General features: G+C 51.9%; 21 protein-coding genes. 17 read left to right on the top strand and 4 right to left on the bottom strand.

The window, feature by feature from the left end; translation table 11 throughout:
- Positions 1-173: 173 nt before the first annotated feature.
- The 8 genes from GCU39_RS26600 to GCU39_RS26635 all read left to right on the top strand — a co-directional run bounded on the left by GCU39_RS26600 (position 174) and on the right by GCU39_RS26635 (position 9,538).
- Entirely contained in the window at positions 174-1,670 is a 1,497-nt protein-coding gene (locus GCU39_RS26600) for a sugar ABC transporter ATP-binding protein (RefSeq protein ID WP_152396227.1), read from the top strand.
- A 31-nt stretch (positions 1,671-1,701) separates the two neighbouring features.
- On the top strand, positions 1,702-2,700 hold the full coding sequence (locus GCU39_RS26605; protein WP_152396228.1) for an ABC transporter permease: 999 nt from the start codon (positions 1,702-1,704) through the stop codon (positions 2,698-2,700).
- Between the two features lie 76 nt (positions 2,701-2,776).
- On the top strand, positions 2,777-3,739 hold the full coding sequence (locus GCU39_RS26610; protein WP_152396229.1) for an ABC transporter substrate-binding protein: 963 nt from the start codon (positions 2,777-2,779) through the stop codon (positions 3,737-3,739).
- Between the two features lie 123 nt (positions 3,740-3,862).
- Positions 3,863-5,467 (top strand): response regulator transcription factor, encoded by a 1,605-nt coding sequence (locus tag GCU39_RS26615; protein WP_152396230.1) that lies wholly within the window; start codon positions 3,863-3,865, stop codon positions 5,465-5,467.
- Entirely contained in the window at positions 5,464-7,236 is a 1,773-nt protein-coding gene (locus GCU39_RS26620) for a sensor histidine kinase (protein WP_152396231.1), read from the top strand. Before GCU39_RS26615 ends, GCU39_RS26620 begins: the two co-directional genes overlap by 4 nt.
- Positions 7,233-8,225 carry a substrate-binding domain-containing protein gene (locus GCU39_RS26625; protein WP_152396232.1) on the top strand — a complete coding sequence of 331 codons (993 nt, stop codon included), beginning with the start codon at positions 7,233-7,235 and terminating at the stop codon, positions 8,223-8,225. The genes GCU39_RS26620 and GCU39_RS26625 overlap by 4 nt, the downstream gene beginning before the upstream one ends.
- Before the next feature lie 122 nt (positions 8,226-8,347).
- Positions 8,348-9,115, top strand: coding sequence for a DUF2087 domain-containing protein (locus tag GCU39_RS26630; protein WP_152396233.1), 768 nt, complete (start codon positions 8,348-8,350; stop codon positions 9,113-9,115).
- A gap of 30 nt (positions 9,116-9,145) precedes the next feature.
- The gene (locus GCU39_RS26635; protein WP_152396234.1) at positions 9,146-9,538 is read left to right on the top strand and encodes a GIY-YIG nuclease family protein; all 393 of its coding nucleotides are present in this window, start codon (positions 9,146-9,148) and stop codon (positions 9,536-9,538) included.
- 54 nt (positions 9,539-9,592) lie between these two features.
- On the opposite strand, the gene GCU39_RS26640 is transcribed toward GCU39_RS26635, so the two are convergent.
- From GCU39_RS26640 to GCU39_RS26650, 3 genes are all read right to left on the bottom strand, one after another.
- A complete protein-coding gene (locus GCU39_RS26640) occupies positions 9,593-10,468 on the bottom strand; it encodes an SDR family oxidoreductase (RefSeq protein WP_152396235.1) in 876 nt (291 codons plus the stop codon).
- Between the two features lie 36 nt (positions 10,469-10,504).
- Entirely contained in the window at positions 10,505-10,984 is a 480-nt protein-coding gene (locus GCU39_RS26645) for a hypothetical protein (protein WP_152396236.1), read from the bottom strand.
- Between the two features lie 161 nt (positions 10,985-11,145).
- On the bottom strand, positions 11,146-11,703 hold the full coding sequence (locus GCU39_RS26650; protein WP_152396237.1) for a MarR family winged helix-turn-helix transcriptional regulator: 558 nt from the start codon (positions 11,701-11,703) through the stop codon (positions 11,146-11,148).
- A 125-nt stretch (positions 11,704-11,828) separates the two neighbouring features.
- Here GCU39_RS26650 and aspT point away from each other — a divergent pair, with 125 nt between their 5' ends.
- A complete protein-coding gene (gene aspT / locus GCU39_RS26655; protein ID WP_227793351.1) occupies positions 11,829-13,517 on the top strand; it encodes an aspartate-alanine antiporter in 1,689 nt (562 codons plus the stop codon).
- A gap of 40 nt (positions 13,518-13,557) precedes the next feature.
- Positions 13,558-15,186: an aspartate 4-decarboxylase gene (aspD, locus tag GCU39_RS26660; RefSeq protein ID WP_152396239.1), complete on the top strand. Its 1,629-nt coding sequence runs from the start codon at positions 13,558-13,560 to the stop codon at positions 15,184-15,186.
- A 65-nt stretch (positions 15,187-15,251) separates the two neighbouring features.
- Here aspD and GCU39_RS31665 read toward each other — a convergent pair whose 3' ends face one another.
- Positions 15,252-15,392, bottom strand: a complete 141-nt coding sequence (locus GCU39_RS31665) for a hypothetical protein (RefSeq protein ID WP_193726642.1) — start codon at positions 15,390-15,392, stop codon at positions 15,252-15,254.
- Between the two features lie 192 nt (positions 15,393-15,584).
- Between GCU39_RS31665 and hrpB the strand changes: the two genes are divergently transcribed.
- The 7 genes from hrpB (at position 15,585) to GCU39_RS26695 (ending at position 23,124) form a co-directional block, all read left to right on the top strand.
- A complete protein-coding gene (hrpB, locus tag GCU39_RS26665; protein ID WP_152397449.1) occupies positions 15,585-18,113 on the top strand; it encodes an ATP-dependent helicase HrpB in 2,529 nt (842 codons plus the stop codon).
- Positions 18,114-18,159: 46 nt separating this feature from the next.
- Positions 18,160-18,522 carry a YojF family protein gene (locus GCU39_RS26670; protein WP_152396240.1) on the top strand — a complete coding sequence of 121 codons (363 nt, stop codon included), beginning with the start codon at positions 18,160-18,162 and terminating at the stop codon, positions 18,520-18,522.
- Between the two features lie 4 nt (positions 18,523-18,526).
- Positions 18,527-19,165: a bacillithiol biosynthesis deacetylase BshB2 gene (bshB2, locus tag GCU39_RS26675; protein ID WP_152396241.1), complete on the top strand. Its 639-nt coding sequence runs from the start codon at positions 18,527-18,529 to the stop codon at positions 19,163-19,165.
- Positions 19,166-19,491: 326 nt separating this feature from the next.
- Complete coding sequence (locus GCU39_RS26680) at positions 19,492-20,445, top strand: ABC transporter permease (protein ID WP_152397450.1); 954 nt, start codon at positions 19,492-19,494, stop codon at positions 20,443-20,445.
- Complete coding sequence (locus GCU39_RS26685; RefSeq protein WP_152396242.1) at positions 20,435-21,385, top strand: iron chelate uptake ABC transporter family permease subunit; 951 nt, start codon at positions 20,435-20,437, stop codon at positions 21,383-21,385. The genes GCU39_RS26680 and GCU39_RS26685 overlap by 11 nt, the downstream gene beginning before the upstream one ends.
- On the top strand, positions 21,379-22,137 hold the full coding sequence (locus GCU39_RS26690) for an iron ABC transporter ATP-binding protein (RefSeq protein ID WP_152396243.1): 759 nt from the start codon (positions 21,379-21,381) through the stop codon (positions 22,135-22,137). Before GCU39_RS26685 ends, GCU39_RS26690 begins: the two co-directional genes overlap by 7 nt.
- Before the next feature lie 27 nt (positions 22,138-22,164).
- On the top strand, positions 22,165-23,124 hold the full coding sequence (locus GCU39_RS26695) for a siderophore ABC transporter substrate-binding protein (protein WP_152396244.1): 960 nt from the start codon (positions 22,165-22,167) through the stop codon (positions 23,122-23,124).
- Positions 23,125-23,206: the final 82 nt, after the last annotated feature.

Below are 23,206 nucleotides of genomic sequence, written 5' to 3' on the forward strand. Positions count from 1 at the left end.
TTGTCGTCTGAGTAATGGACGATCATAACGTTTCTTTTTTTTGTTTTCCGTATATGAAATCATAAAATAATAGACTTTTTTGCAGAGATTATTCCATTTCATGCGGGTGGCTTTGGACCTACAATAAGCTTACAAGATTTACCTGTAGCAAGAGGTAGCGGGGGGATACGACGATGAGCGAAGCGCTGCTGCGCATGGAGGGAATCGATAAACATTTTCCAGGTGTACACGCCTTGGACCAATGTCAATTTGAGCTATTGGCCGGTGAGGTGCATGCCCTTGTAGGGGAGAATGGGGCAGGCAAGTCGACCATGATGAAGATTGCGACAGGTGTCTTTACGAAGGATGCAGGACGCATTCTGTTCAAAGGCCGAGAAGTCGACATCCCAGATACACGAACGGCACAGCAATTAGGGATTAGCATTATTCATCAGGAACTGAATCTCATGCCCCATCTAACGGTGGCGCAGAACATTTATATCGGCCGCGAGCCGCGATATCTCGGGTTATTCGTCGATGATCAAGAACTGAACCGAAGTGTGCAGGTGCTGCTGGATCAGATGAATGTGAAGATTGATCCGCGTACCAAAGTATCGGAACTATCCGTTGCGAAGCAACAGATGGTGGAGATTGCGAAGGCGCTGTCGTATCAGGCGGAGGTCCTCATCATGGATGAGCCAACGGCGGCGTTGACAGACACGGAGATTCAAGAACTGTTCCGGATCATTGCGCAATTACGGATGAAAGGCGTCGGCATCGTATACATCTCACACCGGATGGAGGAACTGAAGCGCATTACGGATCGGATCACGGTGATGCGGGATGGCTGCTATGTGGATACAGTGCCTACCGAATCCGTGACGATCGACCAGATTATTCGCATGATGGTAGGCCGTCAGCTCTATACCACGACACGGATTGAGTTGTCTTATTCGGAAGACGAGAAGGTACTAGAGGTAGAAGGGATTACGCGCGGCAAAGAGCTTAAAGATATTCATTTCCACGTACACAGGGGGGAGATAGTTGGGTTCGCAGGGCTCATGGGTGCGGGTCGGACAGAAATTGCTCGTGCCATATTCGGCGCGGATCCGATGGATCGCGGGACGATTCGCATCCAAGGGCAGCAAGTAAGCATTCGGAATCCACATGATGCGGTCCGGCACGGGATCGGTTATTTATCGGAAGACCGTAAGCGCTACGGGCTGCTCGTCGATATGGATGTACGGGAGAATATCGCAATTTCGAACTACGCCATATTCAGACGGCTCGGCTGGATGCGAACGAAGGAGATGCATCGCACAGCGGAGTACTATACCGAGTCTTTGTCGATTAAGACGCCGGGCGTTCACCAGACCGTGAAGTTCCTCTCTGGCGGCAATCAGCAGAAGGTCGTCATCGGGAAATGGCTGACGCGGGATTGTCAGGTTCTGATCTTCGATGAACCGACGCGAGGCATTGATGTCGGAGCGAAAGCTGAGATATACAAACTGCTAGAACAATTAGCAAGCGAAGGGAAATCGATCATTATGATCTCCTCGGAACTGCCGGAAATATTGCGCATGAGTCATCGGGTCATCGTGATGTGCGAAGGGCGCATTACTGGGGAACTGAGCAGGGAAGAGGCAACGCAGGAGGAGATCATGCGGCTTGCCACACTGCGCACGAGTTGATAGATAAGAATAACCGGAAGGGGTTCAAGCGATGAAGAGTACTACCGTAGTCGAGAAACAGCCCGTTCAGACACAGCAGAAGAAGGCAGCTGTTGGGTCAGGCGCGAAGCAGAAGGTGCTGGCCTTCGCCAGCTTAATCGTGTTAATTGTCGTATTCTCTCTGTCATCTAGCAATTTCTTCGTCTTCGATAATCTAGTCGGCATTATGCTGTCGACGGCCGTTATAGGCGTATTGGCGCTCGGATCCACCTTCGTTATCATCACCGGAGGTATCGATCTATCGGTCGGCACGGTCATGACATTCTCATCGGTGATGGCGGGTGTCGCGATGAATTTCTGGCATCTCCCGCTGCCGCTTGGTGTCATTGGTGGGATTCTAGCCGGGGCGTTATGCGGACTCCTTAGCGGACTGATGGTCGCGAAGATGAAGATTCCGCCGTTCATTGCCACACTTGCGATGATGATGGTGACGAAGGGGTTGTCCCTCGTCATTTCGGGTACGAAGCCGATTTACTTCAATGACTTCCCGAACTTTACGAATATCGCCATGGGCAAACTGATCCCCGGCATCCCGAATGCGATTCTAATCTTCCTGGGACTTGGGGTGATCGCGAGCATTATTCTAACGAAGACCTTAATCGGACGGTATAACTTCGCGCTAGGCAGCAACGAAGAAGCGACACGTCTCTCTGGGGTGAACACGGCCCGCTGGAAAATCGTGATCTATACGATGACCGGCGTATTCAGCGGGATCGCAGGGATCTTAATGGCATCGCGGCTTAACTCCGCTCAGCCAGCACTTGGCAGCGGCTACGAGCTGGATGCGATTGCCGCGGTCGTGATCGGAGGCACGTCCTTAAGCGGTGGTACCGGATCGATTCTAGGGACGGTGATCGGGGCGCTGATTATGAGTGTGTTAACGAATGGGCTGCGTATTCTATCGGTCGCGCCGGAGTGGCAGACCGTCATCGTTGGGTTCGTCATTATTCTTGCGGTGTATGCAGATATTCTACGTCGCCGGAAGAGGTAAGCAAGAATCGCATGGTATCTTCTCTGCGGTGCAGAGTGATATAGGAAGCACGATCAAATGACAGGGGGAAACGAGCATGAAACGGAAACAATGGTTCATCTTACTGGCGATGATGTTGTCACTGACAACCGTGCTGGGCGCTTGTTCAAGCGGAGACAAAGGGGACGGCAAAACCTACATTCCAGTCATCTCGAAAGGGTTCCAACATCAATTTTGGCAGGCGGTGAAGAGCGGCGCGGAGAAAGCGGCGAAGGAATTCGACGTTAAGATTACGTTCGAAGGCCCGGAGACCGAATCGCAGGTTGACAAACAAATTGAGATGCTGCAGACGGCATTAGATAAGAAACCAGGCGCGATCGCGTTCGCGGCGCTCGACAGCAAGGCGGCTTTACCGCTGCTGGAGAAGGCGAAAGCGAACAATATTCCAGTCATCGGCTTCGATTCGGGGGTCGATAGCGATATTCCGGTTGCAACCGCAGCGACGGATAACGTCAAGGCGGCTGCGCTGGCGGCGGATAAGATGGCCGAATTTATCGGAGGTACCGGTGAAGTGGCGTTGGTCGTTCATGACCAGACGAGCCGCACGGGGATCGACCGCCGTGATGGATTTAAGAATCAGATTGAATTGAAATATCCGAATATTAAAATCGTCGACATCCAATACGGCGGCGGTGACCAGTTGAAATCGACAGACCTTGCGAAGGCGATCATGCAGGCGCATCCGAACCTGAAAGGTTTCTTCGGTGCTAATGAAGGCTCCGCGATTGGCGTCGTCAATGCCGTGAACGAGCTGAAGAAGAACGGTCAGATTACGATTATCGGGTACGACTCCGGCAAGCAGCAGACGGATGCGGTGCGCAGTGGAACGATGGCCGGCGCGATTACGCAGGATCCGATCGGCATTGGATACTGGTCCGTGAAGGCTGCGGTTATGGCGATTAAAGGCGAAGCGGTGGATAAGAATATCGATACCGGCTTCCACTGGTATGATAAGAATAACATCGATTCTGATGAGATCAAACCGCTGTTGTACGATTAATCGAATACGAAGCAAGTCCAACAAATTTAGAGGTTGCCCGTCTGGGCAGCCTCTATTATGCTAGGGTTAATAGAAAAGGGAATTTGTGTCATTTCAACCATCCGATCGAAGAGGGGGCACATCATGTATCGAATCATCTTAGTGGATGACGAAGATGAGGTTCGTGAGGGTATTAAGCGAAAGACCGATTGGTTGGCTTGCGGATTTGAATTGATCGGCGATTACGATAATGGTAGAGATGCGCTCGCTGCGGTGGAACTGCAACGGCCGGATGTGATCATTACCGACATCTGCATGCCGTTTATGGATGGTCTGGAACTGACACGGGCTGTGTTCGAGCGATATCGGGACGTCAAAGTGGTCATTGTGACCGGTTACGAAGATTTCGATTATGCCAAGCAAGCTCTTCAGCTCAAAGTGAACGATTATCTGCTCAAACCGATTAACTCGAAGGAATTTAATGATTTCCTGGGGAAAATGAAACTGGAGCTGGATATCGAAGTGAAGCAGCGTGAAGATCTTAGCGCCTTGCGAATCCAGCTGAATCAGAGTTTTCCGCTGCTGCGGGAGCGGTTCCTTGAGAGTCTTACCGCATCCCGGATGAAGCGAGAGGTGTTCGAGCAGAAGCTCCAGCACTTCCAGATTGTTTTGCCAGGTCCCTCTTACATTGCGCTCGTAGGAGAGCTGGATACCAAGCAGAGCGATAACAAAGGGGATGAAGCGCTGCTGCGATTCGCAGCGTTCAATATTATGCAAGAGCAGCTGGAGCAAGCATGCGGCGGCGTTGTCTTCCAGACACGGGATGATAAGATCGCGGCTATTCTATCAGGACCGCTTGAGGAGATGGAAGTGAAGGCGCAGCTCTGGTCCGAGCAGGTTCGCAGCAGCATTGAGCGATATTTGAAGCTGACGCTCACAATTGGCATCGGACGTAAATGTATAGATCTCGCCGAAATTTCAAAATCATTTCAGGAAGCGCTCTCATCACTGGATTATCGGTTCCTGCTCGGCAAAGATAAAGTGATCTCGATTCAAGATTTAGAGTACGGCAAAGGGTGGGATCCTACGAAATATAGCGCTTGGGAGAAGCAGATGCTCGCCGCCATGAAAACCGGCAAGAGCTCAGCGGTCTCCGGTGTGCTACGAGATTGGTTCGATGAGCTGAAGAGTTTCTCTTGTCCCATTGATCAATGCCGCAGCACAATCTATCAGCTGCTCGTCTCGCTGATGAACTTCGTGACGGATATTGGCTTTGAGCTATCGGCGATGCTGCAAGGAGACCCCTTCGCGCAGGTGAGGCATTTCCGTACCCTCGACGAAGCGCGTGCCTACCTGGAAAGTCTGTGCTATAACATTATTCTTCAGTTATCCGAGCAGCGTTCCACGATGGCAAGCTCGCAGATGCAGCTGGCTGAAGCCTATATTCGGGAACATTACGGCGATGAGAACTTCTCGCTGAATCAATTATGCAACCATATTTTCATGAGTATCAGTTATTTTAGCGCCACCTTCAAGCAGCATACCGGGGAGACCTTTGTCGAGTATTTGACGCGTGTGCGGCTGGAGAAAGCCAGAGAATTACTCACCATTACGAACTTGAAGACGTACGAGGTCGCGGCTCGTGTCGGGTATGGGGACCCGCAATACTTCAGCGTCATCTTCAAGCGGAATACGGGCATGACGCCGAAGGAATTCCGGCAGACGAATAAAGGGAGCGAGGTTCAATGAACGGCTGGAATCCGCTCAAACATCACAGCATCCACACCCATATCGCCATTGCATTCTCCTGCCTCATTTTATGTACCACGGCACTCCTCAGTTATAGTACCTACAAGCTCTCTTCCGATGCCGTTACACGTAACTCCCAAGAATATACCTCGCAGTTAATTGAACAAGTGAAAGTGAATATTCAGACCTACATTAGTAATATGGAGAGCATCGCAGCGCTAGCCATGCGCAGCAATGACCTTCAGCGTTATCTGAAGCAGAATGAGCCGGCTTTCGTGAAGCCGTTAATGAAGAAGCAGGTGAGCCAATATTTCAATTCCATTGTCACTTCTCGCAATGACATCTCTTCGATTCTGTTCATTAGTGATCGGGGGGATGAGATTGTATCGAACCGTGAGTCTGCCGAATTTAATTCGATTGCGCAGATTAAGGAGCAGGACTGGTATAAGAAGGTGCTTGGCACGGATCAAGCCTACATCTCCTCTTCGCATGTGCAGCGTATTTTTCGTGATGAATATCGATGGGTCGTATCCATTAGCAGAGAGTTGTCTGCGACGGAGGATACCATTGGTGGCGTACTGCTCGTCGATCTGAATTACAAGCTGATTAACAACCTCTGTCAGCAGATTGAACTCGGTAAGCGAGGGTATGTCTTTATCGTGGATCCGAGCGGTGATCTTGTCTATCATCCGCAGCAGCAGCTTGTCTACTCGCAGTTGAAGTCGGAGCAGCTCGATAAGGTATTACAGATGTGGAACGGCTCTATGACGCTGGGGGAAGGTAATGATAAGAAAATCTACACGGTCAATACGACGAGCTTCGGATGGAAAATTGTCAGTGTCACCTATCCTGATGAACTGGTCGGGAATAAGCGGCAAATCCAGTTTACGTCGGCGCTCTGGGGCACGCTCTGCTTGGTCGTTGCGCTGGCCATCTCGATTATTCTATCCTATGCCCTTACGAAACCGCTGAAGAAGCTGGAGATGAATATGAAGCTGGCGGAACGCGGAGATTTCGATATTCGGGTGGAGATTGACAGCAAGAATGAGATCGGCAAGCTGGCACGAACCTTCAATATTATGATCAGTAAAATCAAGGAGCTGATGAGCCAGGTTGTGGCGGAGCAGGAAATGAAGCGGGTGAGTGAACTGAAAGCGCTTCAAGCGCAAATTCAGCCGCATTTTCTCTATAATACACTCGACTCGATTATTTGGATGGCGGAGATGGGCAAGATGGAGGAAGTCGTCGATATGACTTCTGCACTGTCCAAACTCTTGCGTTCTACGATCAGCAAGGGGGATGAGCTCATTCCGATCTCTGTGGAGCTGGAGCATATCAAGCATTATTTGACGATTCAGAAGATGCGGTATCGCAATAAATTTACATATTCCATTGATGTCGATGAAGGGATCGGGAATTGCCAGATTCTAAAGCTCGTGCTGCAGCCGATTGTGGAGAATGCCATTTATCACGGGATGAAGCATAAGCCGGAGACCGGGCATATTCGGATTACTGGCAGAAGCGTGGGTGACGATATTGAGCTGCAGGTCATCGACGACGGAATTGGGATGGATCCGGAGGCAGCCCGAACGCTATTGGAACGGAAAGTGGCGAGCCGAAGCGGCAATGGGGTGGGTGTCGTCAATGTGGATCATCGGATTAAGCTGAACTTTGGCGCCGCCTACGGACTTTGGTTCGAGAGCGACCTGGAAGAGGGGATGAGCGTGACGATGCGAATTCCTCTGCTGCGAGAGGTGGAGCAGACATGAGAAAGAGATGGAATGGCGTCAAGCTCATCTCGCTTGTACTCCTCGGTGTGCTTACCATAGGCTGGGCGGGGTTTAGTATCGTCTCGCACGAACTTAACTCGGGGAAGAAGAAGACGATCATTTTTGTGCCGAAGACGATTGACACGACGATTGAGTTCTGGCAGGTGATGCGCCAAGGGGTGGCGAGCGCAGCGAAGGAGTTCGATGCCGAAGTCGAAGTGATGGGGACGAGAGCTGAAGTCGATGTGGATGAGCAGATTGCGTTGCTGCAGGAAGCGATCAAGAAGAAGCCGGAGGCCATCATTCTTGCTGCGACAGATTACAATCGCGTCGTGCCCGTGGCGAAGGAAATTGTGGCTGCGGGGATCAAGCTGATTACCGTGGACTCGGGTCTCAATGGCGGGATTTCTACGAGCTTCATCGGAACGGACAATACCGATGCGGGCAGGCGTACAGCCGAAATCCTGCATACGCACGTCGATTCGCATGCGGAGATCGCTGTGATCAATTTCGTGAAAGAATCAGCAACGGCGATGGAGCGGGAGAGCGGAGCGCTTGAAATTCTGCGTCGATACGGGAACTACACGGTGCTCGGCCCATTCTATAGCAACGGGTCCGTTCAGACTGCCTATGATATTGCGAGTTCGCTCCTCAAGACGCAGCCGAACTTGAAGGCGATTATCGGGTTGAATGAACCGACCGTCTTCGGCATCGGCAAAGCCATACAAGATTTGAAGATGAAGTCACAGGTTTTTGCTGTAGGCATTGATAGTTCGATGGGAGAGATTCGAATGCTCGAGGACGGTGTACTACTGGCGACGGTGATTCAGAAGCCGTTCAATATGGGATATTCCGCGGTCAAGACGGCGGTGGAGGTGATCGATGGAAAACGCGTGAGTCCGCGCATCGATACGGGCTCGAAGGTGATAACGAAGGAAAATATGTATTCGAACGAAAATCAGAAGTTATTGTTCCCATTCGTGGAATAATTGGAAGCCCGGCCTGCAGAGGTCGGGTTATTCGTCCTTTTCATGAAATTGGACATTGAATGTATATAAACGTTTTGTTATTATATCTATATAAAATACAAACGTAACTAGGATGTGTTTGGATGAGTGAGGTTAATGAATTGTTCTGGAGTGCTTCGGTTGAGCAGCTGAAGCAAGGCTACGTCTATGACGCAGCACAGGATCAATATACATGTCTCGTTTGCGGTGAGGTATTCACCACCGGTATTATCTACACCCATGCTGGGGTGATGTACGAGGCGAAGAAATTCGCGCAAGTGCATGTCGCCATTCAGCATGAATCGATGTTCGATGTCTTGATTGGCATGGATAAGAAGCTAACGGGACTCACCGATCTGCAGAAAGACTTAGTGCAGCGCTTCTATGAAGGTATGAATGATAATGACATCGTCAAAGAGCAAGGCGGGAGCGCTTCGACGATCCGCAATCATCGATTCTCGATGCGGGAGAAGATGAAGCAAGCGAGGATCTTCCTCGCGATCATGGAGATGGCGGAGGCGAAAGGCGGCGTAGATCGGCCCAAATTCTTGAGCGTACCGCGTACGGCGACTAGCCTGGATGAACGTTATGCGATAACGGAGAGTGAGCATGAGTCCATGATTAAGAAGTATTTCCCGGATGGGCCGAATGGTAGACTCATGGAGTTCCCGCGCAAGGAAAAACGCAAGATGTCGGTTCTCATTCATCTCATGCAGCGGTTTGAGCGGAATCGGAAATATACGGAGAACGAAGTGAATGAAGTGCTGAAGACGGCAAGCGATGATTTTGTTACCCTACGCAGATATCTGATTGAATACAGCTTCTTGGATCGTCATGAAGATGGCAGCGCCTATTGGGTGAAGGTCCAATAAAGCTCAATTAAGCAGGAAGGAAGTATGAACATGATGGAGAGACAATCACGTAAGCAGCTTGCGAAGCAGGTTGGACAGACGCTACGCCCGATGGGCGTGTATCAGATTAAGAACATGGTGAATGGCAAAATTTTGATCGGCAGTAGCATGTATTTGGATTCGATTTGGAACCGCCATACCTTTCAGTTGAAGATGGGATCTCATATGAATAAAGGACTGCAGCAGGATTGGAACCAACATGGAGAGGACGCGTTCCAATTCGAAGTATTGGAGCAGTTGAAGCCATCTACAGAGACATTTATGGACGAGGCGGAGCTGAAGGAATACGAATCGGAGATTAAAGTATTGGAAGAATTGTGGGTTGAGAAGCTTCAGCCCTACGGGGATCAAGGGTATCTCAGCGTTCCTCGGGCGAAAAGATAGATGGGAGGAAGGAGCCCCCTAACGTGGTTAGGGGGCTTTTTTGGTATGAGCCAATTATCGTCTCGGCTGAAAACAAGAGATGTTCTCTTGTAAAAAAGCTTCGAGTGTCCGCGGCGCTCTACCTAAGATGCGTTCGACGGTATCCGTCGGTGTCTCCGGGATGATGGTCGACATCGTCTGGATTTCTACGACATGTTCTGCGAGCCACGGCGGCATATGTCCGCGCTCGATCAGATCGCTGCGCAGCGCCTCAGGCGGTAAATTGACGAAGCGGATCGGGCGATCCATCAGCGTCGTCAATTGCTCGGCGATCTGCGGATAGGTGAAGGTTCTAGCGCCTGTCAGCGTATAGACGCGGCCGGCGACCTCAGGATTCGTCAGCGCAGCGGCGGCGACGTCGGCAATATCGCGGCAGTCGACGAAGTTGCTAGGGGAATCGCCGATACAGCCGAAGAACACCCCTTGTGCCCGGATCGGCGTAGCTTGCTTCAATAGATTTTGCATGAATGCGTATGGCCGCAGCACGGTATATTTCAGACCGGATTCCGCTAATGCCAGCTCGATTTCCGCATGCCAGCCAGCGACGGCGACAGGGGAGCGGGGGTCATAGACGGGACTTGAAATTTTGACGATATGCTCGACTCCCGCCTGCACGGCGATCCGAATGATTGATGTCTCAAGTGTCACTTGCCCTGGACTGTTTGATAGCGCAAGGAAGAGCTGCGTGACGCCTTGCAGGGCTGCGCGCATCGAATTAGGGTCATTCGCATCCGCCGCGCAAATCTCTGTGCGAGACAGATCCATATCTGAGATTTGCGCCCGAAGTCTTTCCGGATCTCGGCTTAAAGCCCGTACGGGTAGCTCAAGCGCTGTAAGTCGTCTTAAAAGTGCATTACCGATGGTTCCTGTTGCTCCTAAAATTGCGATCATATTATTTTCGCTCCTTTTCCATTATCAATGTATGTTTTATTTGGTGAGAGAACCCCGCCACCGCCAAGTCATCGTCGTACAAGCGATCGCGCCGGATACAGGGAAATCAAATCCGATCTGGTCAAGCCAGATAGGGTGATGATTCAGCTGCAGAAGGGGTAGGAGATTCGTAACTCCCCATGCCGCCAACATCCCTAAGCTCAAGCCGCCGAGGGCGAATGCTATCGTGATCAAAATGCGCGGCGTACGCACGATCCACCGATGATGGGCGCCGCGGTTGCGGAGCCAGAGACCGATGCATAACGCGACGAGCAAGGATGAGCCGCCAATCGTCGTAGCGGCTCTCAGCTGCAATACCCAGTCGGCCGTCACAATTCCGCCGATACCAGCCATAATGGCTGGAGCGAGATATGCTGGAAGCAATTCGCGCCATAGAATAAAAGCTTTCTTCCTCGAACGGGCAGATTGAACGGTTTGTATCTCCCCTGAAGGACTTGAGGTATGCCTGTTGTACATGCGGATACACCTTTCTTTCTTAAAGCGGCATCGCGACGCCATATAATTAGCTGCCTAACTATCTTACGAAAAAAAACGTCGTCCTTAATTAGGCGACTAACTATATGGCGGTATAAATGGGCTAGTCTCACTAGCCCGCCCAACCTTTCTGCGATGCGCGATTATGGTTTGGATTCTGATGATGCTATGGATTCGTCCGTCAGCGCTGAGATGCCTTGCGTGATGCGTCCCAGCAGATCGAGGAACACCGTGCGTTCCTCGATGGTCAGGTCGCTGACCATCGCTTCGAGCCTAGCGTAGTGCTCTGCAGCCATGTCGCGCAGTTTCTTCGCGCCAAGCTCCGTCAAGAGGACCGATTTTTGACGGCCGTCTAGGGAGCTTGTTCGCCGGGACACGAGTCCATCTCGTTCTAGAATGTCGATTAAACCTGTAACTGTGGCGCGTGTCACGCCTAGATTCTCCGCCAGCTGCGAGGGCAGCACTTCACCTTCGTTATCTTCGAGGTCTGCTAGCAGTCGATATCGTCCTGTCGATAACCCGAATCGGGAGAAATGGATGTCCGCGGCATGTCCCAGCTTGGCGCCGGCGGTCATCAGCCTTGCAGCTACGAGCACGGCTTGTGCGTCCACGTCTAGACCATAACGGTCGACCTGACGCTTTGTCTGTGCAAGGGTAGGGATAAGTTGCATGTCAGCTGATTCATGATATTGATTGGCCATGGATATAGTATGGCGCCTAACTATTTATTTGTCAACTCTATCTTTCGAGTGAATTCGTGGTGCATGATGCGCTCCGGAGTGGGTACGCTAAGAGAAAATGTTGTCAAATCGGCAGTGAGAGGCGGATGGGCATGCAATGGGTGCATGATTTGTTTGAGAAATATCCGGAACTGGCGGTATTCCTTACCTTAGGCGTCGGCTACGCGGTTGGCCGAATTAAGATTGGTTCGTTCAGCATCGGGGCGGTGACGGGTGTTCTGCTAACCGGCGTGCTCGTCGGCCAATTGGATATTACGATCTCGCCAACCGTCAAATCGATCTTTTTCCTGCTCTTCCTGTTCGCGATGGGGTATCGCGTTGGCCCGCAATTCGTGCATGGCCTGAAGAAGGATGGGCTGCCGCAGGTGTTATTCGCTGCAATCGTCTGTGTCACAGGTCTCGCAGCTGCTTATGCTGCTGCGCGTATTTTGGGATACAACCCGGGACAAGGTGCTGGTCTCCTCGCAGGGGCACTGACCCAATCGGCTGTCATTGGGGTTGCTTCGGATGCGATCAATGGGCTGGGGCTTGCCGCAGCCGAACAGAAATCGATGATCAGCTTCGTCGTCGTCGGATATGCGATAACATACATATTTGGAACCGCCGGCGCGGCATGGTTCTTATCGGCAATGGGGCCGAAAATTCTAGGCATTAATCTGGCCGATGAATGTAAGAAGCTTGAAAAAGAAGTTGGTGTGACGCAAGAGAACCAAGAGATTAGCTCAGGTTACCGCTTCAATGTCTACCGTGCCTATGTTGTGGAGAATCCGCACTATATTGGAGAGACCGTCGATGCAATTGAGCAGCGCTTCAAGGCGCAGGATAAGCGAATATTCATTCTCCGTATCAAGACAAGACTCGGGATGGTTGACGCGAAGCCGAACATGCGCCTTGAAGCTGGGGACGTCGTCGTCATCGGCATGACGAAGCGCAATATGGATCATTTCGTTGACGATGTGATTGGCGAAGAATTGTTCGATGAAGCGTTGTTCGAGTTCCCGATTGAGACGCTGGAGGTTGTGGTGACGAGCAAGGCTGTGATCGGCATGACGCCCCATGACCTGTCCTTCAAAATGCTGTCTCGCGGCGTCTACATTTCCGCGCTGAAGCGCCAAGGGGAGGAATTACCGATGCGGCATACGGAGCTGCATCGCGGAGATGTGATCGTGATTGTCGGTCCCCAGGCGACAGTAGAGTCCATCGTCAAGCGGATCGGGTATGCTGCCCACAAAACGAGTGAGACGGATATGATCTTCGTCGGATTCGGTGTACTGCTGGGCGGCTTGATCGGGATTCCGACGGCGCATATTGCAGGGATTCCGATCAGTCTTACGACCAGCGGCGGTGCCCTCATCATGGGGCTGATCTTCGGTTGGCTGCGTTCCTTGCACCCAACTTTTGGCCGCATTCCGGAAGGAGCCGTCTGGGTGTTCAATAATGTCGGACTTACGACCTTCGTTGCGGTTGTTGGCATCTCGGCCGGTCCCGGCTTCGTCTCGGGTATTAAGCAGTCGGGTCTCAGCATGTTCATCGCGGGTATCTTCGTAACCTTGATTCCGCTGCTCGTCGGACTGCTCATCGGCAAGTATTTCTTCAAATTTCATCCGGCGATTACGCTCGGCGCTTGCGCCGGAGCACAGACGACAACGGCTGCGATCGGAGCGATTACCGAAGTCGCGAAGAGCCAGGTTCCGGTGCTGGGTTATACGGTGACGTATGCGATCGGGAATATTCTGCTGACCATCTGGGGCGCCATCATCGTCGCACTGCTTTGATACGATGAACAATCTAACATCATGAAGGAGAGATCACACCATGACTGACAATATGCAGCGTCGCGAGATCGAGGAGCGGTATGGCAAGCTCAGTCCGTTCGAGCTCAAAGATAGATTAATTAGCTATGCAGAAGAAGGCTCTAGAAAGAGTACCAAGATCATGTTAAATGCGGGGCGCGGGAATCCGAATTGGATCGCCAGCACCCCGCGGGATGCCTTCTTCACCTTAGGCCATTACGCCGTAACGGAGGCAAAGTTGACATGGGAGGATGGCGACTTGGCTGGCATGGCGAAGAAACCGGGGATCTATAATCGCTTCATGGCGTATGCTGACGCACATCCAGGCTACCCCGGCATGGACTTCTTGCGGCAAGCGGTTGAATTTGGGATTGTTACTCAGAATTTCGATCCGGACGCTTGGGTGCATGAACTCGTGGATGGGATTATCGGCGACAATTATCCGGTACCTGACCGGATGCTCCGCCATATGGAAGAGGTTGTTAACGATTATATTATCCAGGAAGTGTACGGTGACAGAGACATCGGTAAATTCCATCTCTTCGCTGTTGAAGGGGCGACCGCCGCCATGTGCTATCTCTTCGATACTTTAGTGGCCAATAGCCTGCTCCATCCGGGAGATCGGATTGCGATCATGGTCCCAATCTTCACGCCGTATCTTGAGGTGCCGCATCTGCCAAGATATCACTTCGACACAGTTGAGATCCATGCGTCCGAGCTGCGGGAGGATGGATCGCATACGTGGCAATACCCGTCCTCGGAGCTGGACAAGCTAAAGGATCCGACGATCAAAGCATTGTTTATCGTTAATCCGAGTAATCCGCCATCGGTCGCAATTCGTCCGGAGACGGTCCATGAATTGAAGAGAATTGTCTCGAACCACAATCCGGAACTGATGATTATTTCAGATGATGTGTACTGTACGTTCGTTCAAGAGTTCCGGTCCTTGATGACGGAGCTGCCATACAATACAGTCGGTGTCTATTCGTTCTCAAAGTATTTTGGTGTGACGGGCTGGCGCCTTGGCGTGGTGGCCGTGCATGAACACAATGTGTTCGACGACAGGTTAAAAAACCTACCCAGAGTCGAAATCGACCGGCTTGCCGTCCGTTATGGCGCGTTAACGGAGCACCCAGAAGAGGTGCGATTCATTGATCGGATGGTCGCGGACAGCCGTGCGGTCGCCTTGAACCATACGGCGGGACTATCCACGCCGCAGCAGGTGCAAATGGCGCTCTTCTCCATCTTCGCCTTGCTGGACCGCGAGGACGTCTATAAGAAGCAGACGATGGAGATCTGCCGCAGAAGACAGCGGCTGCTGTTCGAAGGGCTGGGGGTGGAGCTGCGCGAAGATCCGTATGATGCGGCCTATTATTTCGAGCTTGATTTGATGGAGTGGGCGCAGCGGAAGTATGGACAGTCGTTCGCTAACTTCTTAATGACGAATTATTCCTCGCTCGATTTGTTGTTCCGGTTGGCCGAGGAGCATTCGATCGTGCTCTTGAACGGCGGCGGGTTCCGTGGGCCAGAATGGTCTGTGCGGTTCTCCCTTGCTAATCTTGATGATGAGGCCTACCTGCATATCGGACAGATGGTTCGGCAGACGTTCGAATCGTATGTCGCTGCTTGGAAGGCATCCGAGCATTCGTGAAGAAAAGAAACGCCTTCGTTGTCTGATAGACACGAAGGCGTTTTGCTGTTACTCCATACGTTCATTCACTCGTGAAACAGGATGTCGAACAACGATTGGAACAGGCTAATATCGTCTGTAATGAGGAACGCAGGAAGAAAGGCGATCACCAGAAACACCAGCGCAATAGACAGTAGAAATTTGAGCGTTGCATTCAGAACGGCCATGGCACACCCCTCCTCATCATGCTAATTTTCCTCTTTCTTTTAATCTATGCTTCGAAAAATGGAGAAGACCGGACAGGTCATAAAAATCCGCCAATTCACCGTGGTTGTCGCCGTGTTCAGGCGAATAACGATGATAAGATGAAGAAGAAGGTGTACAATGGATGGGAAGAGGTTCTAGGAGTGAAGGATGAAGTGAATAGTTTGCCTATACATGCAGCGATTCCTGAATTGAGAGAAGCGCTTAAGATACATCAGAATACCGTTCTTGTCGCTGCGCCGGGCGCCGGCAAGACGACGCAAGTTCCGCTGGCGCTGGTGGATGAGGCATGGCTGGAGGGCCGAAAAATCATTATGCTGGAGCCAAGGCGTATTGCAGCAAGAGCATCGGCACGGTTTATGGCTAAATCCAGAGGGGAACAGGTTGGAGAGACGGTAGGATACCGCGTTCGCCATGATACACGTGTCGGTCCGAAGACGCGAATCGAAGTGGTGACCGAAGGGGTTCTTACTCGTATGCTGCAGGAGGATCCGATGTTATCCGATGTCGGCCTTGTGATCTTCGATGAGTTCCATGAACGAAGCCTGCATGCGGACCTTGGGCTTGCACTCACGCTGGAAGCGCAAAGTGTGTTTCGTGAGGACCTGCGGATTCTCGTCATGTCTGCGACGCTCGATGCAGAGCCTGTTGCGGACTTGTTAGGGGATGCACCTGTTATTACGAGCGAAGGCCGCGTGTTTCCCGTGGAGACGGTCTATTCGGACCGCCGCAGTGATGTTCGGATGGAAGAGGCGGTTGGCGCTGCAGTCATTCGCGCTTTAGGGCAGGATGAAGGAGACATACTCGTCTTCTTGCCGGGCGCAGGCGAGATTCATCGAACCGCGCGTTGGCTGGAAGAACGCGTAAGGATGATGCCTCAACGTGTTCGCATTGCGCCGTTATACGGTGGACTTACGCAGGAAGAGCAAGATGCAGCCCTGCTCCCGAGCGAGTCGGGAGAGCGTAAGGTCGTACTCTCAACCTCGATTGCCGAAACGAGTCTTACGGTCGAGGGTGTTCGTGTCGTCATCGACTGCGGTTATATGCGCGTGCCGCGGTTCTCGCCGCGAACGGGCATGTCGCGGCTCGAGACGGTGCGCGTCTCCCGCGCGGCCGCGGATCAACGGCGCGGGCGGGCTGGGCGCGTCGCGCCCGGGACCTGCTACCGTTTATGGACGGTAGCGGAAGATCGCGAGCTGGCGGCGCGTACGACGCCGGAGATGCTCGAAGCCGATCTTGCACCGCTCGTGCTCGAGCTGGCGGTGTGGGGCACGAGCCCTGCGGCGCTGCGCTGGCTCGATGCGCCGCCCGCGCCGGCACTGGCGCAAGCGCGCGAGCTGCTGCGCTGGCTCGGCGCGCTCGACGCGCAGGGCGCCGCGACCGCGCACGGGCGCAGCCTCGCAGCGCTGCCGCTGCACCCGCGGCTCGCGCACATGGTACGCTGCGCGGGGCCGCTCGGCCGCGCCACGCTCGCGTGCGAGCTCGCCGCGCTGCTCAGCGAGCGCGACATCGCGCGCAGCGGCGGCGCTGGCACGGGCACGGGCGCTGGCGTAGCGCCGCTGCCCGGCGCCGACATGCGGCTGCGCGTCGAGGCGTTGCGCAGCGCGGCCCCGCCGCAGCTCGCGGTCGACGCGGCCGCGTGCCGCCGCGTGCGCGCCGAAGCGGCTGCGCTGCAGCGGCAGCTGGACGCGCCGGCGGACCGCGCCGGGGGCGATGCGCTCGCCGATTGCGGCGTGCTGCTCGCCTTCGCGTACCCGGACCGCATCGCGGAGCGGCGGCCGGATGGCCGCTACCTGCTGCGCTCCGGGCGCGGCGCGATGCTGCCAGGGCTAGAGCCGCTGTCGCAGGCGCCGTACCTCGCGCTGGCAGAGCTCGCCGACTACGGCGTGGACAGCCGCATCCAGCTGGCGGCGCCGCTTGCGCTATCGGATCTGGAGCGGCATTTCGCCGATCAGATCGAGGAGGAGCGCATCGTCGCCTGGGATGCGGATGCGCGGGCCGTCCGTGCACGGCGGAGGGTGCGCTTCGGAGCGATTGCTTTGAAGGAGACGCCGCTGCCGGATCCCGATCCGGATGACGTGCTCCACGCCTTGCTTCAAGGCATTGCACAGGAGGGCTTGCGCGTGCTCCCTTGGTCGAAAGCCGCAGCGCAGTTCCGCGAACGGCTGCAGTTCATGCATAAGCATGAACCTGCAGATTGGCCGGATGCGACGGATCAAGGGTTGTGTTCGACGCTCGCTGAATGGCTTGGGCCCCATAGCTATGGGATGAAGAAGCTGTCGGACCTGAACCAGTTGAATATGATTCAGATTTTGGAATCGATGCTGAGCTGGGAGCAGCGCCGGGAACTCGACGACTGCGCGCCGACGCATATCACTGTTCCGAGCGGATCGCGCATTCCTGTAGATTACAGCACGCCAGAAGCCCCGATTCTTGCTGTTCGTCTGCAAGAGATGTTCGGACTGCAGGATACCCCGCGCATTGCGCACGGGCGTGTTCCGCTTACGCTTCATCTGCTCTCGCCGGCACAACGTCCGGTGCAGGTGACGCGGGATTTGGGCAGCTTTTGGCGGGAAGCATATTTTGAAGTACGCAAAGATTTGAAGGGTCGTTATCCGAAGCATTATTGGCCGGATGATCCATCTGCTGCAATCCCGACGAATCGTGTTCGTCCGCGGACCTAGCACAGATTTTCATATATAGAGGTAGAGATGAGGAGGGGAACGCTGGATGAAATCGATTGAACCAGCACGTATTCAACAGCTGCTCGATCAGTTGAAGGGCAAAGAAGTCTATATCCATTTAGAAATGACGACAGGTGCTTATGCCGCACATCGCGGAGAAGCCAAACTGGCTGCGACAGCGTTCATCACCAATGCTACCGTGACATACAGCCAAGGTCATATCGCAGGTGATGGTCCATACCGCGTAGGGCTCAAGACAGCGCATGGCTGGGTATTCGCCCAAGGACTCACTCATTGGGATGAGACAGAGACGACACGTCTCATCGCGGCAGGCCACGATCCAGACGGGAAGCTCGTAGTTGCGCTGCAAATCGCACAAGAGCCATTCTCAAGCCATGAGGAGGACTGATTCGATGAATCCGAAGCACATATTAGTTGTACTGGCACATCCGGATGATGAAGGGATCATTGGCGGAACGCTCCTGCAGCATGCACGTCAAGGGGATACCATCACCTACATTTGTCTAACACTTGGTGAAATGGGGCGAAATATGGGGAATCCTCCATTCGCGACACGCGTGACGCTTCCGATCATTCGCCGCCAAGAATTGAAAGAAGCTTGTCAGCTCATTGGGATTCAAGACCTTCGTGAGTTTGGACTCCACGATAAAATGGTTGAATTCGAAGATCAAGAGGCTATTGCAGACCGGGTTCGCGAAGTCATTGACGAAGTGAAGCCAGATCTGATCTATACGTTCTATCCAGGGCATGGCGTACATCCAGACCATGACGCATGCGGCGCGATTACGATTCGTGCCATTGAGAAATTGCCCGCCGATCAGCGGCCGTTGACACGCTGCATAGCGATGACACCAGGAAGCTATGCGGCGCTTGGACAACCGGACTTCGTGAATGATATTAGCGAGATCGTGGATCTCAAAATCCAGGCCATCGCGGCGCATAAGACCCAATTCCAGCTGATGCTGGGAAGTTATGGCCAGGAGACAAGAGATCGTCATCGCACAGAGCGTCTATGGGTCTATCGCTTCTAATGTTTTTCCTAATTCACACCATATTTCATAAAGAAGAACGTCTCCAGAAGGGGACGTTCATTTTTTTGTCACAACTTTTATGGGAGGGCGGTTGAACCTCTACGAGGGGTTCTATATAATGATAACTGTTCTCATTGATAATGATTTTCATTACCACGATGGAAGCAATAGAATTATTCGCCATAACCTGCACATCCAATTCTATTGGTGATCAAACCTATTTCTTCAACCGGTCGAAGCCCTTCGCAACGGCCTACATAGCATTGATGTTTATGTAATATTTATCCATATTTAGTCTATCATTCACAAAGGAAGATCCAATCATGTTGAAATTGAGGGTTCTAATCCCTGCTTTTATCGTGCTCTCGATCATCTCGGTTTTCGTTGGCGTCAAAGACATATCCCTGCTTGATTTGTTCTCGCTTACGGAAGACCAAATACATATTTTGCAGGTCAGCCGGATCCCTAGACTGATCAGTATCATCCTCGCAGGCGTCAGCATGAGCATCTGCGGGCTGATCATGCAGCAGCTCAGCCGGAACAAGTTCGTCTCGCCGACGACGGCGGGTACGATGGATTCAGCGAGGTTCGGTATTCTGATCGCGATGCTGCTCTTTACCTCGGCAACGCCGCTGCAGAAGATGTTGGTCGCTTTTGCCTTCGCGCTCATCGGCACGCTGTTGTTCATGAGAATTCTCGATCGGATTAAGTTCAAAGACACGATCTTCATACCACTCGTCGGGTTAATGTTCGGGAATATCGTCAGCTCTGTCGCAACCTTTTTCGCCTACAAATATGATCTGATACAGAATATGTCTTCTTGGCTTCAAGGGGATTTCTCCATGATTATCAAGGGGCATTATGAATTGCTCTATATCAGTATTCCGCTGATGATCGTCGCCTATCTGTTCGCGAATAAGTTCACGGTGGCAGGTATGGGGGAGGAGTTCTCGACGAATCTGGGTCTTCATTACAAACGCGTCGTGAATTTCGGATTAATCATTGTCGCACTCTCGACCGCTTCCGTCGTGTTAACCGTCGGGATGATTCCGTTCCTTGGACTCATTATTCCGAACATCGTCAGCCTGTATCATGGGGATCATCTGAAGAATACGTTGCCGCACACCGCGTTACTTGGCGCTGTATTCGTCTTGTTTTGCGATATATTGGGTCGGATTATCATTTATCCGTTCGAGATATCGATCAGTCTTATGGTTGGGATTATCGGGAGTATCATTTTCGTGTATTTATTGATGAGGAGAAAGGCATATGGCTTATAAACGGAAGACGATTTGGCTCGCGGTGTTCGCGCTTGCGCTGATTGCGACATTCATGTTGATCAACGTCGGCAGCAACTGGGGGTACGTCATTCCTCGGCGTGTGACGAAGGTATTAGCAATAGTGCTGACCGGGAGCGCAATTGCGTTCTCGACTGTGGTGTTCCAGAGCATTACGAATAACCGGATCTTAACGCCTAGCATTCTCGGCTTGGATTCGCTCTATATGTTGATTCAGACCTCCGTTATTTTTCTGTTAGGTTCATCGGCCCTTACGATGGTGAGTAAGAACATGCATTTTATCATTACCGTCTTGATGATGGTGCTGTTCTCCGGAGTGCTCTATAAATTCATGTTCCGCCGTGATCAGCAAAATATCTATTTCCTATTGCTCATCGGGATCATCATCGGGACGTTATTCCAGAGCTTGACGACATTTATGGAAGTGATGATTGATCCGAATGAATTCATGATTGTGCAGGACCGCATGTTCGCGAGCTTCAACAACATTAATACGGACGTGCTCTTGATCGCAGGGGTCTTGATTGTGGCGGTCACGCTCTATTTCCTCAAGTTCATGAAGTATCTGGATGTGATCTCGCTTGGTAGGGACCAAGCTGTGAATCTCGGGGTTCCTTATGATTATGTTGTAAAAAGGCTATTGATTATCGTTGCCATTCTCATATCGATCTCGACCGCTCTTGTGGGTCCGATTACATTCCTCGGTCTGCTGGTCGTGAATGTGACGTATCAATTTTTGCGAACGTATCGTCACAGCTACTTAATCGGTGGATCCATGCTGATTGCAATCATTGCGCTCGTCGGCGGACAACTGATCGTGGAACGTGTCTTCACGTTTTCGACCACGATTAGCGTCATTATTAATTTTATCGGCGGTGTGTATTTCATCTATCTGCTGCTAAAGGAGAATAAATCGTGGTAGAAGTCAGTAATGTCTCCAAGTCATATGGTAACAAATCGGTGGTTGACCGGGTCTCGGTCTCCATTCGCAAAGGACAAGTGACCTCTTTTATTGGTCCGAATGGGGCTGGTAAAAGCACGCTCTTGTCGATCATCAGCCGTCTGATCAAGAAGGACAGCGGTGAAGTGAAGATCGAAGGCAAGGAGATCAGTGCTTATAAAAGCAATGAGCTTTCGAAGAAGATCTCCATTCTGAAGCAGTCTAATCATATTACGCTGAAGCTTACGATCCGCGAGCTTGTGGCATTTGGTCGCTTCCCCTATTCACAAGGGCGTTTGACGCCAGAGGATTGGAAGTTCGTCGATGAGGCGATTGATTATATGGATCTTCGCGATCTGCAGCATCATTACCTCGATCAACTCAGCGGCGGCCAGACGCAGCGTGCGTATATCGCTATGGTTATCGCGCAGAACACGGAGTATATCCTGCTCGACGAGCCGCTCAACAATCTGGATATGAAGCATTCGGTTCAGATTATGAAGACGCTGCGAAGACTCGTGGATGAGCTCGGGAAGACGGTGGTTATCGTTATCCATGACATCAATTTCGCTTCCTGCTATTCCGATTATATTGTGGCGTTGAAGGATGGGAAGGTTGTTCAAGAGGGTCCAACGGATGAGATTATCCATACGCCGGTTCTGAAGGAAATCTATGATATGGAGATTCCGATTCAGGAGGTGGAGGGCCGTAAAATCTGTGTTTACTTTTCATAATTAAAATAAATTAATCGAGGTGGAGTCATGAAAAAAACATTAGTCTTCTTATTTACCATCATCCTAGCAACTGCTCTTGCAGCTTGCGGTACGAAGAATGCCTCTGAGCCAGCTAGCGGTAACAGCACAGAGGCGCAGCAGAGCGAAGAAATGACGATCAAACATCAACTTGGCGAGACGGTTGTGAAGAAGAATCCTTCCAAAGTTGTCGTATTCGATTTTGGCACATTAGACACATTGGATAAGTTAGGCGTAGAGGTGACGGCTGTCCCGCAGTCGAATGTTCCATCGTACCTTGAGAAATATAAAGATACGAAGTATGTGAACGCAGGCGGATTGAAAGAGCCGGATTTCGAGAAAATCTCGGAGATTAACCCGGACCTGATCATCATCTCAGGCCGTCAAGCCGATGCTTATGAGGAATTCAAGAAGCTAGGTCCGACAATTTACATGGGCGTGGATACAACGAAATATATGGAATCCTTCAAGGAAAATGCGAAAACGCTTGGACAAATCTTCGGTAAAGAGGCTGAAGTGGATAAAGAATTAGCGTCGATCGATGAGGGCATCAAAGCCCTGAATGAGAAAGTGACTGCGAACAAGAAGAATTCATTGATCATTCTTGCGAACGAAGGCAAGATCAGCGCCTACGGACCGGCATCCCGTTTTGGTATCATTCATGACGTATTTGGCTATCCCGCTGTAGATCCATCGCTTGATCCGAAGCAGACACACGGGAACAGCATTTCGTATGAGTATATTGCAGAGAAGAACCCGGATGTCCTCTTCGTCGTCGACCGTAATAAAGTCGTTGCTGCGAACAGCCAATCTTCTGCACAGAGCGCGATCGAGAACGAAATCGTGAAGAAGACGACGGCGTTTAAAGACGGCAAGATCATTTACTTGAATCCGGATTACTGGTATCTGTCCGGCGGCGGTCTTATTTCGGTGGCTGAGATGGTAAAAGAAATCGAAGCTTCGGTATAGATTCCGAAGCAAGTCAGCATCATATCAACGTATATGAGCCCAGTATCTAACGATACTGGGTTTTCTTTAAATGACAGCTTGG

Source organism: Paenibacillus guangzhouensis (assembly GCF_009363075.1).
In the GTDB taxonomy this organism is placed as follows: domain Bacteria; phylum Bacillota; class Bacilli; order Paenibacillales; family Paenibacillaceae; genus Paenibacillus_K; species Paenibacillus_K guangzhouensis.

Bases quoted from the DNA above. Each gene is read 5' to 3' on its own strand.
- GCU39_RS26645 (WP_152396236.1), bottom strand. From the start codon at position 10,984: ATGTACAACAGGCATACCTCAAGTCCTTCAGGGGAGATACAAACCGTT.
- GCU39_RS26670 (WP_152396240.1), top strand. From the start codon at position 18,160: ATGAAATCGATTGAACCAGCACGTATTCAACAGCTGCTCGATCAGTTG.
- GCU39_RS31665 (WP_193726642.1), bottom strand. From the start codon at position 15,392: ATGGCCGTTCTGAATGCAACGCTCAAATTTCTACTGTCTATTGCGCTG.
- GCU39_RS26600 (WP_152396227.1), top strand. From the start codon at position 174: ATGAGCGAAGCGCTGCTGCGCATGGAGGGAATCGATAAACATTTTCCA.
- GCU39_RS26695 (WP_152396244.1), top strand. From the start codon at position 22,165: ATGAAAAAAACATTAGTCTTCTTATTTACCATCATCCTAGCAACTGCT.
- GCU39_RS26605 (WP_152396228.1), top strand. From the start codon at position 1,702: ATGAAGAGTACTACCGTAGTCGAGAAACAGCCCGTTCAGACACAGCAG.
- bshB2 (WP_152396241.1), top strand. From the start codon at position 18,527: ATGAATCCGAAGCACATATTAGTTGTACTGGCACATCCGGATGATGAA.
- aspD (WP_152396239.1), top strand. From the start codon at position 13,558: ATGACTGACAATATGCAGCGTCGCGAGATCGAGGAGCGGTATGGCAAG.
- GCU39_RS26650 (WP_152396237.1), bottom strand. From the start codon at position 11,703: ATGGCCAATCAATATCATGAATCAGCTGACATGCAACTTATCCCTACC.
- GCU39_RS26620 (WP_152396231.1), top strand. From the start codon at position 5,464: ATGAACGGCTGGAATCCGCTCAAACATCACAGCATCCACACCCATATC.
- GCU39_RS26640 (WP_152396235.1), bottom strand. From the start codon at position 10,468: ATGATCGCAATTTTAGGAGCAACAGGAACCATCGGTAATGCACTTTTA.
- GCU39_RS26615 (WP_152396230.1), top strand. From the start codon at position 3,863: ATGTATCGAATCATCTTAGTGGATGACGAAGATGAGGTTCGTGAGGGT.
- GCU39_RS26625 (WP_152396232.1), top strand. From the start codon at position 7,233: ATGAGAAAGAGATGGAATGGCGTCAAGCTCATCTCGCTTGTACTCCTC.
- GCU39_RS26685 (WP_152396242.1), top strand. From the start codon at position 20,435: ATGGCTTATAAACGGAAGACGATTTGGCTCGCGGTGTTCGCGCTTGCG.
- GCU39_RS26610 (WP_152396229.1), top strand. From the start codon at position 2,777: ATGAAACGGAAACAATGGTTCATCTTACTGGCGATGATGTTGTCACTG.
- aspT (WP_227793351.1), top strand. From the start codon at position 11,829: ATGGGCATGCAATGGGTGCATGATTTGTTTGAGAAATATCCGGAACTG.
- GCU39_RS26635 (WP_152396234.1), top strand. From the start codon at position 9,146: ATGATGGAGAGACAATCACGTAAGCAGCTTGCGAAGCAGGTTGGACAG.
- GCU39_RS26630 (WP_152396233.1), top strand. From the start codon at position 8,348: ATGAGTGAGGTTAATGAATTGTTCTGGAGTGCTTCGGTTGAGCAGCTG.